Source organism: Natrarchaeobius chitinivorans, assembly GCF_003841505.1.
GTDB lineage: Archaea > Halobacteriota > Halobacteria > Halobacteriales > Natrialbaceae > Natrarchaeobius > Natrarchaeobius chitinivorans.
On the sequence record NZ_REGA01000003.1, the window covers coordinates 69,298 to 81,753 of the forward strand.

At 64.8% G+C, this 12,456-nt stretch carries 15 protein-coding genes; 9 read left to right on the forward strand and 6 right to left on the reverse strand.

What is annotated here, in order from left to right; all coding sequences use genetic code 11:
- Positions 1 to 128: 128 nt before the first annotated feature.
- The gene (locus EA473_RS04710) at positions 129 to 1,598 is read left to right on the forward strand and encodes an ATP-binding protein (protein WP_124194513.1); all 1,470 of its coding nucleotides are present in this window, start codon (positions 129 to 131) and stop codon (positions 1,596 to 1,598) included.
- 108 nt (positions 1,599 to 1,706) lie between these two features.
- Here the strand turns inward: EA473_RS04710 and EA473_RS04715 are convergent, their stop codons facing one another.
- Positions 1,707 to 2,522: a hypothetical protein gene (locus tag EA473_RS04715; RefSeq protein ID WP_124194514.1), complete on the reverse strand. Its 816-nt coding sequence runs from the start codon at positions 2,520 to 2,522 to the stop codon at positions 1,707 to 1,709.
- A 117-nt stretch (positions 2,523 to 2,639) separates the two neighbouring features.
- On the reverse strand, positions 2,640 to 3,101 hold the full coding sequence (locus EA473_RS04720; protein WP_124194515.1) for an ArsR/SmtB family transcription factor: 462 nt from the start codon (positions 3,099 to 3,101) through the stop codon (positions 2,640 to 2,642).
- A 392-nt stretch (positions 3,102 to 3,493) separates the two neighbouring features.
- On the opposite strand from EA473_RS04720, the gene EA473_RS04725 reads away from it, so the two are divergent.
- A complete protein-coding gene (locus EA473_RS04725; RefSeq protein WP_124194516.1) occupies positions 3,494 to 4,318 on the forward strand; it encodes an MBL fold metallo-hydrolase in 825 nt (274 codons plus the stop codon).
- 124 nt (positions 4,319 to 4,442) lie between these two features.
- On the forward strand, positions 4,443 to 4,697 hold the full coding sequence (locus EA473_RS04730) for a glutathione S-transferase N-terminal domain-containing protein (RefSeq protein WP_124194517.1): 255 nt from the start codon (positions 4,443 to 4,445) through the stop codon (positions 4,695 to 4,697).
- Positions 4,698 to 4,748: 51 nt separating this feature from the next.
- On the opposite strand, the gene EA473_RS04735 is transcribed toward EA473_RS04730, so the two are convergent.
- The 3 genes from EA473_RS04735 to EA473_RS04745 all read right to left on the reverse strand — a co-directional run bounded on the left by EA473_RS04735 (position 4,749) and on the right by EA473_RS04745 (position 7,316).
- Positions 4,749 to 5,753, reverse strand: a complete 1,005-nt coding sequence (locus tag EA473_RS04735; protein WP_124194518.1) for a DUF5787 family protein — start codon at positions 5,751 to 5,753, stop codon at positions 4,749 to 4,751.
- A gap of 39 nt (positions 5,754 to 5,792) precedes the next feature.
- On the reverse strand, positions 5,793 to 6,182 hold the full coding sequence (locus tag EA473_RS04740) for a hypothetical protein (protein ID WP_124194519.1): 390 nt from the start codon (positions 6,180 to 6,182) through the stop codon (positions 5,793 to 5,795).
- Positions 6,183 to 6,374: 192 nt separating this feature from the next.
- Positions 6,375 to 7,316: a winged helix-turn-helix domain-containing protein gene (locus EA473_RS04745; protein ID WP_124194520.1), complete on the reverse strand. Its 942-nt coding sequence runs from the start codon at positions 7,314 to 7,316 to the stop codon at positions 6,375 to 6,377.
- Positions 7,317 to 7,608: 292 nt separating this feature from the next.
- Between EA473_RS04745 and EA473_RS04750 the strand changes: the two genes are divergently transcribed.
- The 6 genes from EA473_RS04750 (at position 7,609) to EA473_RS04775 (ending at position 11,797) form a co-directional block, all read left to right on the forward strand.
- The gene (locus EA473_RS04750; RefSeq protein WP_124194521.1) at positions 7,609 to 8,841 is read left to right on the forward strand and encodes a translation initiation factor IF-2 subunit gamma; all 1,233 of its coding nucleotides are present in this window, start codon (positions 7,609 to 7,611) and stop codon (positions 8,839 to 8,841) included.
- A gap of 22 nt (positions 8,842 to 8,863) precedes the next feature.
- Positions 8,864 to 9,250, forward strand: a complete 387-nt coding sequence (locus EA473_RS04755) for a PIN domain-containing protein (protein WP_124194522.1) — start codon at positions 8,864 to 8,866, stop codon at positions 9,248 to 9,250.
- The gene (locus EA473_RS04760) at positions 9,251 to 9,820 is read left to right on the forward strand and encodes a DNA-directed RNA polymerase (protein WP_124194523.1); all 570 of its coding nucleotides are present in this window, start codon (positions 9,251 to 9,253) and stop codon (positions 9,818 to 9,820) included.
- A 2-nt stretch (positions 9,821 to 9,822) separates the two neighbouring features.
- Positions 9,823 to 10,020 (forward strand): transcription elongation factor subunit Spt4, encoded by a 198-nt coding sequence (gene spt4, locus EA473_RS04765; RefSeq protein ID WP_124194524.1) that lies wholly within the window; start codon positions 9,823 to 9,825, stop codon positions 10,018 to 10,020.
- 2 nt (positions 10,021 to 10,022) lie between these two features.
- The gene (locus EA473_RS04770) at positions 10,023 to 10,625 is read left to right on the forward strand and encodes a GTP-dependent dephospho-CoA kinase family protein (protein ID WP_243645185.1); all 603 of its coding nucleotides are present in this window, start codon (positions 10,023 to 10,025) and stop codon (positions 10,623 to 10,625) included.
- 86 nt (positions 10,626 to 10,711) lie between these two features.
- The gene (locus EA473_RS04775) at positions 10,712 to 11,797 is read left to right on the forward strand and encodes a geranylgeranyl reductase family protein (protein WP_124194525.1); all 1,086 of its coding nucleotides are present in this window, start codon (positions 10,712 to 10,714) and stop codon (positions 11,795 to 11,797) included.
- Between the two features lie 208 nt (positions 11,798 to 12,005).
- Here EA473_RS04775 and EA473_RS04780 read toward each other — a convergent pair whose 3' ends face one another.
- Entirely contained in the window at positions 12,006 to 12,401 is a 396-nt protein-coding gene (locus EA473_RS04780) for a hypothetical protein (RefSeq protein WP_124194526.1), read from the reverse strand.
- Positions 12,402 to 12,456: the final 55 nt, after the last annotated feature.

A 12,456-nucleotide genomic window follows, 5' to 3' on the forward strand; every position in this document is an offset into this window, starting at 1 on the left:
TGCCGGTGGACGAAAGTCGTTGTGCCGCGACGTGGGTGTTCGACGACCGGCAGCTGTCCATCGGTACGCAATCACACACGGTAGACAGGACGACGCCGTTAAGAGCGTGTGGACGGTACGGTTACGGAATGAGTGATGCGGCGCTCGATGTCGTCGAGTTTTTGCTCACGACGAGCGTGTATTCCGACGACAGGACGCTAGATGAGAACGACCTCCCACCGTCGTATCGTCGGGTATTCTGGAGTAGCGGCGGAACGGGAGACGAAGGGAGCGACGACGACCGTGCCCGGAGTGGCGACGGACGAGCCGGTATCAGTCGCCCGCTCTCGGCAACGAACGCACTCACGCGACGGGCGACCGGCGTCGAGCGACCCTGGGACGCCGTCTCGGAGCTGATGTTCACCGAGCGCGACGAGTTCTCCGGAACCATCACCCTCGCACAGCGGGAGATGGCCGAACGGTGGTTCGCCGAACGAGTCGGCGAGGACCGATTGCGCGAGAACCCGACGCTCGCGAAGCGCTTTGCCGACGACGACGAGTTCGAGTTCGACGTCACCCACGAGGAGGCACGGGATCGAAACCGTCCGATTCAGGCGGATCGCGTCTGGATCGACGGCTTACTCGAGGAGTACTTCGACGACGAGGAGGACGAGGAGATGCTCGACCTCGTGGACGTCCGTGCGCCCGAGGAGGTCGACATCACCCTCGACGACCTCGTCTTGACCGAGGGTCAGGAGGCCGAAATCGACAAGATCGCGAAGGCGATCGAACACCGAGACTACCTCGCGAACATCGGGCTACGCGAGATCGGGAAGCTGCTGTTCGTCGGGCCGCCCGGGACCGGGAAGACCTCGACGGCCCAGGCGCTTGCGAGGGACATGGATCTGCCGTTCGTCGAGGTCAAACTCTCGATGATCACCTCCCAGTATCTCGGCGAGACGGCCAAAAACGTCGACAAGACCTTCGAGGTGGCAAAGCGACTCTCGCCGTGTATCCTCTTTATCGACGAGTTCGACTTCGTCGCCAAGACTCGCCGGAGCGACGAACACGCTGCCCTGAAGCGGGCGGTCAACACCCTGCTCAAGAGCATCGACAACATTTCGCTGATCGAGGACGACGTTCTCCTCATCGGCGCGACGAACCACCCCGATCAACTCGACAACGCCGCCTGGCGGCGCTTCGACGAGATCATCAACTTCCCCAAACCCGACTACGGCATGCGGGCGGACATCCTCCGGGTGATCACTCGAACGATGGACATCGAGGAGTTCGACCCCCAGCTTATCGCCGAAATCACCGAAGGGCTGACCGGAAGCGACCTTCGAATGGTGCTTCGGGAGGCCGTCCTCGAGGCGCTGACCGAGGATCGGACGACCCTGACCCAGGAGGACCTCCTCGACGCCGTCGAGGAGTTCGAGGAACGCGACAGCCTGAAGAACATGGACATGATCGAGGGCGACCACGACGCGCTCGTCGCTGGTGGCGACATCGGCAAGGCGAGCGACGGCGGCCACGATCACAGCCACGACGACCACGATCACAGCCACGACGACCACGATCACAGCCACGACGACCACGATCACAGCCACGACCACTGAACGGGTTCCGAGGAGCCTCTCCTGCCGACGCGATCGCTGTGTGTCCCAGACGGCGAAACCGAACCTTCCCGCCAGTCATCGATCACTTCTCTGAGCGGTGCACGTCGCTCACTCGAGGACGCCCTGGACGTATACGTGACAAAGGACGAAGCTGGTGACCGCCGAGGAGAGGTAGGTCAGGACGGAGCTCCCGCCGAAGACGACGGCCGACGCCGTGTCGCTGCCGACGACCGGATACGGCTCGGCGGCGGCACCGATCTCGCCGAGAGCAAACGTCGTCACGACGGCGATCACGAGCCCGATCAGTGCGATCGTGGTCCGTCGCCGAAACGAGACGAGTTCCCAGCTCACGCGGAGCGCGGCGATCGGGCCGTAGCCACCGGCGACGACCGCCTCCGGTGCGAGGACGAACTTGACGACGACGACGATAAAGAGGACGAACAGGACGAGCAAGCCGAGCGTTCCGAGAGCACTCAACACGAGGTTGTCGCTCACGAGGACGCCAATTCCCACGAAGACGCCGACGAACATCACTCCCATCGTCGCGACGAACGTCCCTATCATCGTGGCGATCACCGCCGGCAGCCGCCGGAGCGTGTGTCCGGCCGCCGTCTTCGGCGTGTATCGTCGATCGGCTAGCTCCCCCGAGACGATCGTGATGGCGTACCCCCGGGCGAAGATGGCACCGAAGAACACGAGCCCCGACGCGGCCAGTTCGAGCCCGAACGGACCGACGTAGCCGAGAACCTGGACGAGTCCGAGCGCGAGAAACACGAGCGGGACCGACGGGCGTTTCCGAAGGAAGCCGACCGACCACAGGAGGACGTCGCCGACGCCTCGCCGTATCGCACCGCTGGTGACCGCTCGGCACTCGAGGCAGGCACAGCCGTCGACGTCCTCCCGTCGTCTGAATCGCTCGACCATCAACTCGAGACGCACCCGCCGACCCATATAAGTGTAGCCATAGTTAAACGACGGCGAGGGTCGTTTGTGTACGGCTTCGCAGTGTGGTGTCTCGGTAAACCGGGACAGTAGATCGTATCACGCGCTCCCATCCGAACCGACGAAGCGGGCGATCGTTTCCCAGACGGCGATGAGGATCGACGCCGGTCCGACGGCGACAGCGAGGTTCTTAAACGCCACCCGGAGCCCCGGCTGGTCGTCTTCCGTCCCGAGAAAGAGGATCAGCGGCTCCTCCGAGACGGTGTAGACGTCCATCTCTCGGCCCTTCTCGGAGTAACAGGTGTCGGCGACGTCGATGAGGCCGGTCTCTGAGAGGTTCTCGAGGTGATAGCTCACGCTTTGAATCGACATGTCGAGTCGATCGGCGAGAGCGGCGGCGGTTAGCGGTCGTTCGTTCAGTTCCCGGAAGATCGTCCGCGCGGTCTCCGAAGAGAGCGCGGCGAGAACGTCGCTCGTTCGCTCGTCGTCGAGACACAGAAGCGATGGATCGTCCGCTCGATCGGTCGAGGCGTTCGTCGTCGTGGGAAGGAGTCGTGACATGGGTTGGCGGGGGGTCGTACCGAATCGTTCGTCTCGCTAGTATCTAACTACTTCCGTCGCTCAAAATCGTTTTTGACCCTTCGCTTCGCGTCGGAACGTCCGATCCTCGAGCGTCGTCTCCTCACCGCGTCGGCAGGTCGGGAGTATCGTAGCCAACAGAAGAATGATCCCCGTATCGCGAACCGTCGTTTCCGGAACCGTCGTTACCGAGAAACGGTGTATTGCCAACCACGTTCGGTCCTCACAGCGCCGAACACCCTTATGCACCGCCTTCGAATGAGGGGGTAATGGACGATGAACCGCACGGGAAATCGCCGTGGACGCCGGAACGGGTCGCGTGTATGCCCGAACCCGGATCGAAGACGGCCGGCCGGTGGGAGGGTCGATAATCGATGCGTGTAACGCTGCTCGGGACCGGCGACACGACGGGGACGCCAACCGTCGGCTGTGACTGTGAAACCTGTGAAACCGCTCGCGACCGCGGGCTCGAGCGGACGCGGTTTTCGGTTCACGTCGAGAACGAACGCCTCGGAGAGTCCCTGCTGATCGATTTCAGTCCCGACTTTCGAACGCAGTTTCTCCGGGAGGAGGTTCCGCTTCCCGACGCCGCGGTCGTCACGCACATTCACTTCGATCACCTCGACGGCCTCGGGAACGCGTTCCGGGTGTTCGACTCGCTCGACGTGTACGCGGCAGACGAAACGGATCCGAAGACCGGCGAGAGCGTCGCCCAGACGGTCGCCTCGAACTACGACTACCTCGACCTGCTCTCGGTCCATCCGACGACCCCGCTCGAGTCGGTCCGCGTCTGTGGGTTCGACCTGACGCTGGTTCCCGTCGAGCACCCGCCGCTGGTCTGTTATGGAGTCTCGATCGAAGACCCCGAAACCGGTGGGAAACTGTCGATAACGGGGGATACGAGCTACGGCATTCCGGATCGCTCTCGAGCGGTCCTCGCCGATCCCGATCTGTTGCTGGCGGACGCCATCGTTCCGGCTCACCTCTGTGAGTACCACCCGATCGGCGGCCGCCACCTGGACGACGACGGCGTCCCGCGAACGTTCGGAACCAAACACATGACCCGGGAGGGGGCGCTGTCGCTTGCCGAGGAACTGAACGCCGACCGGACGCGACTCGTCCACGCTGCACACTTCTACCCGGCCGACGAAGCGTTCGAGGATCCGCTCGCCCTCGACGGAGAAACGTACACCCTCTGATCGCTCGGTAAACGTACACCTTCTGATCGCACGGTCGTGGGCGTCCTCCGGTTCAGGTGCATGGCCAACTTCCGTTCAGGTGCATGGCCAACGGTTACGACCGTGACCGTGGCAGTAGCCACCGATGCTCGAACTGTATCAGGCGGAGGGCTGTCCTCACTCCGCGGACGTCCGCGAGAAGCTCACCGAACTCGGCGTCTCGTACGTCGTTCACAATCCCCGAACCCCCGACGACGAGGTGGTAAACGAGCGAACACACCGGGAACTCGTGGAACTGGGCGGCGAGGCACAGACTCCCTACCTCGTCGACGACGCTCGGAAAGAGGCGCTCTACGAGAGCGACGAAATCGTCGACTACCTCGAGACTCACTACGGCTGAATTCGACCCCGGTCGACCCGTCTTCCGGCGCGGGAAACCACGTCGTGATCGTCAACTGAACCGGTCCAGTCCCGACTGCCGTCGACGTCTCCCGTCGGGATCCGCCTTCCACGGCGTCCGACGGTCGCGTTCGCCCTCGAGATCGGCTGTCGAGGCGTCGGCGGGCTCGTACCCCGGGCACGAGGGTCCACACTCCGAGGCCGCGTCGACGAGCCGTCCGTTCCAGGTACAGAACGGAAGCGTCGCACCGAAATCGTCGGCGTCGGTGGGCGAACAGGCCCCACAGCCGGGCATCTCGTACGTCCGCCATCCCTTCCCGTAGGCCCGCTCGGCGAGGCGACGGCGGGATCGAGCCTTCGCGTCGGCCGAGACGACGGCGATCTCGGTCCGACCGGGACGAAATTCGAGCGGTTCGACCCCCGGCTCGTCGACCGGCAGTTCCGTCGGCTCGCGAACGACGTCGATCTCGAGTGTTCTCGTCTCCTCGTCTCTCCGATCGTCGCGGTGGACGCGCCAGACGCCGACCTCCTCGGGGATCCGGTTCAGGTGCGCACGCGTGACGTAACTCTCCGTCGCGAGGACGACCTCGTCGACCAGCGCGAGGCTGACGTCGGTTCGCAACTGGGACTCGAGGTCGCCCGGTCGCCCGAGGTCGGGTTTGTTCTCGATCCCGACGATGCGGTCGGCCCACTCCGGATAGCGGGCGACCTGTCGAACGTACTCGCGGCCGTTTCGGAGTTCGCGTTCGAAGAAGCCGATTTCGCAGGCCCGCTCGGTCGCCCGCCGCGCGTGATCGGGGTGGCAGTCGTCCGCGAACGCCTCCTTCCAGTAGCGCGCCCGACCGGTCCCGACCGCGGACTCGATCGCCGCGTCCGGGATCGTCTCGCTCGTGATCGCCGCGCGGTCGTCGAACCCCGGCCCGGGTTCGACGGCGACGACGTCGAGGATCCGCCCGCCGGGATCCGCGACGCTCGCGCCGAGTTGGCGGGCGAGAACTTCCTCGCGGCGGGACTCGAGGTGGGCACAGAGCTCGAGTTCGAACGCGAACTCGGACACGAGCGGAGACGAGGGCTGGCGACGAGAAAAGGTGACCGGTTACCGATCGGACGCGGTGTTCGATCCCGTTCTCGCCGGCGGGAGGTCGGGTTCTGACGCCGGGGAATCCACGTCGGTCGGCGAATCGACGGCGGAGTCGGCGCTCGAGGCCGTCGAACGACGGCCGTTGGGGCCGCGTCGAAACCAGTTCGTAACGGCGCGTCCGGCGATCGGAACGGCGACGACGACCGCGACCCCCGTGACGATCGCAAACGCGACCGCGAACGGGCCCGTTCCGCGGGTGAACTCGAACACCCAGTACGCGGCTCGGGCGGCGACGATCAGCAGTCCGAGACTTCCGACGGTAATCAGCAGTTCGGCGGCCGGTCCGTCTGGCGGCTTCGTGGAGTCGTTCCGGTGTGGAACGCGCCGGGATGACGTCGATCTCATGGCCTTCGTCCGAACGGAGGTCCCCACGGAGAATAAGTGTAACCTGAAATACATTTATGTTGGCTGCCGTACTGAAATTCGTTTCAGTAAGGCGGTGACGATCGGGGGCGTCTGCGTCGGGGGTGGAAACGTTTGCGTGGAGGATGGGAACCGCACGTCGTCGAAGCGAAACTCGTGATTCGATCCGCCTCGTTATTCGACGGTCCGAACGCGCGTCTCGAGGACGTCCAGATCGTCGTCTAACTCGACGTGGAGTTCGTCGCCCGCGAGGGGGATCCGAACCTCGAGGCGGTACGGGTCGCGCTCTAAGACGCGGGTGTACCGGTCCGAGACGCACCAGGGGAGCGTCCAGTACGGTCGCTCGTCGAGGTGAACTCCGCGTTCGCGGTGAAAGCTGACCACCTCGGAGTGATCGAGCAAACGAAGCCCCACGGCCGAACACAGCGTGTGGCCACACTGTTCACACTCGTTGTCGACCCGGAGGCCAATGCCGAGACAGCACTCGCCTCCCTCGACGATTTCGGCGTTCGTCCGGCCGTTACATTCGGGACAGACGCCGTCGGCCGCGAGACAGTGGAGGTGGCGAACCCGGTGGTCGAACGCCTCGGCGACTTCCTCGCGGGTGCGATCGTTCAACCCGCCCGGCGGGAACGGGTACTGTCCGTGACGCTGCTCGCAGTCGCGACACTCGATGGTGAACTGTTCGTCCGCGTACCGTGCTCGGAGCGACCCGCCACAGGAAACGCACGCCCCACGTACCGAAAAGGGATCGAGGGTCGGGGACTCGGTGAACGACCCGGCGAGGATCGACCGAACGATCTTCTCACCGGCGTGTTTGAACTCGTAGCCGCTCGCTCCGGCGCCGCCGGTTCCGGTCTCCTCGACTTTCCTGACGAAGTGGCCGGTGAGTTGCTGGAGGTGGTAGTTGAACTGGGCCGAGTCGCGCATCCCGACGGCCCGTCGAAGCTCCGAGAACGATACCGGTCGTTCGTCGGCCGCCCACAGTGCTTCGAGGATGGCGAGTCGCGTTTCGTCACCGACGAGCGCGAAGGCGTCCGCCGGTTCGAGACAGTCTGTACACTCGAGCAGCGTTCGATCGTCGGCGTGACTGCTCGAGACGTCGGATCGGCTCATATTCGATACAGGCTGTCACGGGTCTAAAGCGTTCGCTCAACTCCAATTTTGTAACCTAGTTGATAGTGCATCGGAGCGACTGCCGTGTCGCCAGACCGCGGGCCGATCGGGTAGTCGTCGCTCGAGCGGAGGTCCGTCGACCGTCAGCGCCTCCGTCGTCCGGTCGTCGGACCTCCGCCGTCCGTGATTCGTCACGCGTCGGGTCGGCGGTCGTCTCGGACTCGAGCGGTTCCAGAACAGTAGGTTTATCAAGCGCACGGCGGAACCTCTATCCAAGATTACTCACCGTCTTATGGAAGGAAATCGACAACCGGAGGTGAACATCGGGCTCGTTGGTCACGTCGACCACGGGAAAACGACGCTGGTGCAAGCGTTGAGCGGTTCGTGGACCGACCAGCACTCCGAGGAGATGAAACGCGGTATCTCCATCAGGCTGGGCTACGCGGACGCGACGTTTCGCCACTGTCCCGACGTGAACGAACCCGAGTGTTACACCGTTTCAGAGGAGTGTCCGGACGGCTCGTCGAGCGAGCCGCTTCGGACCGTGTCGTTCGTCGACGCCCCAGGCCACGAAACCCTGATGGCGACGATGCTGTCTGGTGCGTCGCTGATGGACGGCGCGGTACTGGTGGTCAGTGCCAACGAACCCGTCCCACAGCCACAGACCGAAGAACACCTGATGGCACTCGACATCATCGGGATCGACAACATCGTCATCGCCCAGAACAAGATCGACCTCGTCGACGCCGACACCGCCCGGAGCAACTACGAGGAGATCCAAGAGTTCGTCGAGGGGACCGTCGCCGAAGACGCTCCCGTCGTACCTATCTCCGCCGGACAGGAGGTCAACATCGACCTGCTGATTCAGGCGATCGAGGAGGAGATTCCCACGCCGGATCGCGATCCCGACGCGGACCCCCGGATGCACGTCGCCCGGAGTTTCGACATCAACAAACCCGGAACGACGGCGGCGGAACTCGCCGGCGGGGTCCTCGGCGGCAGTCTCGTCCAGGGCGAACTCGAGGTCGACGACGAGATCGAAATCCGTCCCGGCCGCGAGATCGAAGAGGGCGGCCAGTCGGAGTACGTACCGATCGAGACGACGATCCGATCGCTGCAGGCCGGCGGCGAAACCGCCGACAGCGTCACGCCGGGCGGCCTGCTCGGCGTCGGAACGGGTCTCGATCCGTCGCTGACCAAAGGCGACGCCCTGGCCGGTCGGATCGCCGGACCGCCGGGAACGGTCCCACCGACGTGGGACGAGTTCACCATGACCGTCGACCTGCTCGATCGAGTCGTCGGCGTCGACGGCGGCGAGACCGTCGACGAGATCACCACCGGCGAGCCCCTGATGATGACGGTCGGCACGGCGACGACAGTCGGGGCGGTCACCAGCGCCCGGCAAGGCGAGTGCGAGGTCAACCTCAAACGGCCCGTCTCCGCCGAACCCGGCGCGAAGATCGCGATCAACCGTCGGATCGGTGCGCGCTGGCGGCTGATCGGGCTCGGAACGTTGCAAGGCTAGGTTCGATGACCGAGTACAGAGAATGAGTACGCGGGTCGCCCTCGATACGAGCGCGCTGATGATGCCGGTCGAACTCGACGTGCGGCTGTTCGACGAACTCGAGCGCCTTCTCGATTCGTGCGAACTCACGACACCCCAGTCGGTCGTCGAGGAACTCCGGCGGCTGGCCGAGAAAGGGGGAACCGAGGGGACGGCGGCGAACGTCGGCCACGATCTGGCCACCGAACGCTGTCTCGTCGTCGATACGGAGGCATCGTACGCCGACGACGCGCTGGTCGAACTCGCCCGCGAGGGAACCATCGACTACGTCGTCACGAACGATCGCCCGCTGCGCGACCGGGTACTCGAGACGGGTGTACCGGTAATTGCATTACGCGGGAGAAACAAGTTAGCGATCACTCGACCATAGATGTACAAACGGGTCAGATTGAAAGACACGGTGGAAGTACCGCCCGAGGAACTCGGCGACGTCTCGCCGAACCTCGTAAAGCGACTGCTGCAGGACAAACTCGAGGGACGCATGGACGAGGAGGTAGGCAGCGTCGTCTCCATCACCGACGTTCACGACATCGGTCAGGGGACGGTGTTGCCGAACCGACCCGGCGTCTACTACGAGGCCGATTTCGACGCCGTCACGTTCGATCCGCAGATGCAGGAGGTCGTCGACGGCACGGTCGTCGAAGTCGTCGAGTTCGGCGCGTTCGTCGGCATCGGCCCCGTCGACGGATTGCTCCACGTCTCGCAGATCAGCGACGAGTACCTCGCCTACGATCGCGAGAACCAGCAACTCGCTTCGAACGAATCGAACCGAACGCTCGGCGTCGAAGACGCCGTCAGAGCCCGGATCGTCACCAAAAGCATCGACGAGCGCAACCCGCGTGACTCGAAGATCGGGCTGACGGCGAAACAGCCGGGACTGGGCAAACACGGATGGCTCAAAGACGAACACGAAAAGCAAGAAGCCACAGCGGGTGAGTAACCATGGCATCCGACCGTCTCGTCTGCCGCGAGTGTCACCGGGTCAACGATCCGGACAACGAGACCTGCGACGCCTGTAACTCCTCGTCGCTGACCGAAGACTGGGCCGGCTACGTCGTCATCGCCCACCCCGAGGAGAGCCAGATCGCAACGGAGATGCAGGTCACCGAACCCGGCGCGTACGCGCTGAAGGTCCGGTAGCCGTGACCGACGACGACCGACCCCCCGCGGGGACCGCCAGTGACGACACCGGCTACGAGCCGTTGCTGTTTCTCCCGGATTCGCTCCGAAGCGAGTTCAAAGAGCCGATGGGGCCGGTCGAGACGGCGGCCGACGTCCTCCTCGAGTCGGTCGACGGCCCGCTGATCGCCGTCGGAGACGTCGTCACCGACCACCTCCTTCGGGCCGGTCGCAAACCGGACGTCGCACTCGTCGACGAACGAACCAAGCGCCGCGAGGTCGACGAGGAAATCAAGGCCCGGGTCGCCGCCGAACCGGATCTCGAGGCGGTGAACCCGCCGGCCGAAATCTCGGCTGACGCCGTCCGGACGCTGCTCGAGGCGCTCGCACTCGAGGAGCCGACGACCGTCCTCGTCGACGGCGAGGAGGACCTCCTCGCACTCCCGGCGATCGTCGCCGCGCCGACCGGCGCGAGCGTCGTCTACGGCCAGCCCGACGAGGGAATGGTCCACGTCCGCGCCACCGAGGCGACGAAAGCGGAGATGCGGGCGTTACTCGAGCGCTTCGACGGCGAGACGGAACGGTGTCTGCGGATCCTCGAGGCGTTCGACGCGCGGGACTCGTAACAAGATCGATGCGCGACACTCGTAGCAAGATCGATGCGCGACACTCGTAGCAAGAATATTTACCGCCCGCCGTGAACGTGATGGACATGTACGACTTCGTCGTCGTCGGGGTGGGGCCGGCCGGGGCGCGGTTCTCCCGACGAGCAGCCGAGAAGGGCTTCGACGTGCTCGCTCTCGAGAAGGGAGAGATCGGAACGCCGCTTGCCTGCTCGGGTCACGTCAGCACCGACATCTGGGAGTTTACCGATTACGGTGTGCGTGAGGAACTGTTTCAAAACGAGGTGTTCGGCGCGCGCTTTCACGTCGGCGGGCCCCACAGCGACGCCTACCCGTTCTACAAGCGCGAAGCCGCCTCGAACGTCATCGACCGCGTCGAACTCGATCGCCACCTCGCCGACCTCGCGCGCCGTGCGGGGGCGGACGTCCGCGAAGGGCACACCGTCACCGAGGTTCGCGAACGCCGTGACCGCGTCGAAGTCGACGTGAGCGGTCCCGACGGCACCGAACGGTTCGAGGCGAAGATGCTCGCCGGCTGCGACGGACCGCGCTCGAGGGTTCGCGACGCCCTCGAGTTGCCCCAACCCGGCGAGTTGCTCCACGGCGTACTCGCGTTCTCCAACGAGGAGGATCACGCAGACTTCGTCGACGTCCACCTCACCGCGCCGACGTTTTTCGCGTGGCGAATCCCCCGCGGCGAGGCGGGCGTCGAGTACGGCCTCGCCGCGCCACCGGGCGTCCAGGTGACGAAACACTTCGAGGAGTTGATCGACGGCTACGAGATCGACGTCTCCCATCGGTGTTCTGGGGCGATTCCGATCGGCTCGCCCGATCGGGTGACGACGCGCCGAGCGTTCCTGATCGGCGACGCGGCCGCCCAGACCAAACCCTTCACCGGCGGTGGCATCCTCTACGGGATGAGCTGTGCCGACCACGCCGCCCGCGAGATCGATCCCGACAGGCCGTCGACGCTCGCCGCCTACGAACACGCCTGGCGCGATGACTTAGAGCGAGAGATGAAACTCGGACACCTGATCCGGCGGATGTACTCGGCCCCGGAACCCGTCCAGCACGTCGGGCTCGGCGCGCTGTCGGGCGAGATCGGCGTCCACATGGACCGGCCGACGTCGCTGTTCTCCGCCGATCACCTCAAGGCGTTGCTCTCGCGGATCTAGCTCCTCGAGCGTCTCACACGGATTGCTGTACCATGTCCCGGCGCACCCGCCGCCCGGGTCGCGGGTGTGTCGGAACTGACGGACAGTAACCCGTATCAGCGTAGCAGGTCCCTCACACGGACGACTGTCGGCGCACGGACGGCTGTCGATCAGTTCCGGGACGACCGCACACAGGGTGGGAACCCACAACCAGTGACGACGATCCGCCTCAGGCGTCTGCGCCCAGAATCCCGCAGGCGATCGCCTCCGGCCGGACGATTTCTTCGTCCTCGACGGCCTCCGGGGAGAGCAAGAGGATCGTGTCGTCGGGCATTCCCGCTTCGGCCCGTATCGGACGACCGATTCGATCCTCGAGTTCCGCGCGGTCGTCGATCTCGGACTCGCGCTCGAGGAGGCGGTCGACGTTCGCCCGCGAGAGGACGAACTCGAGGTCGCCGCGTGCGACCTCCTCGCTCTCTGCAGTCTCGAGGAGCGTCGAGAGCGCGTCGGGGTCGACAGTATCGAGCGAGCGGATGACGACGCGGTCGGTGTCGGAGCCGGCAGCGTCTTTCGACTGCGTTCGAACGCGTGCCGTGAGCTCTTCGTAATCGATGCTCGAGTCCATACGGGTGCTCGGTCGGCCGCAGTCTTCAGGCTGTGGCCGGCCAGTTCCGGTCGCG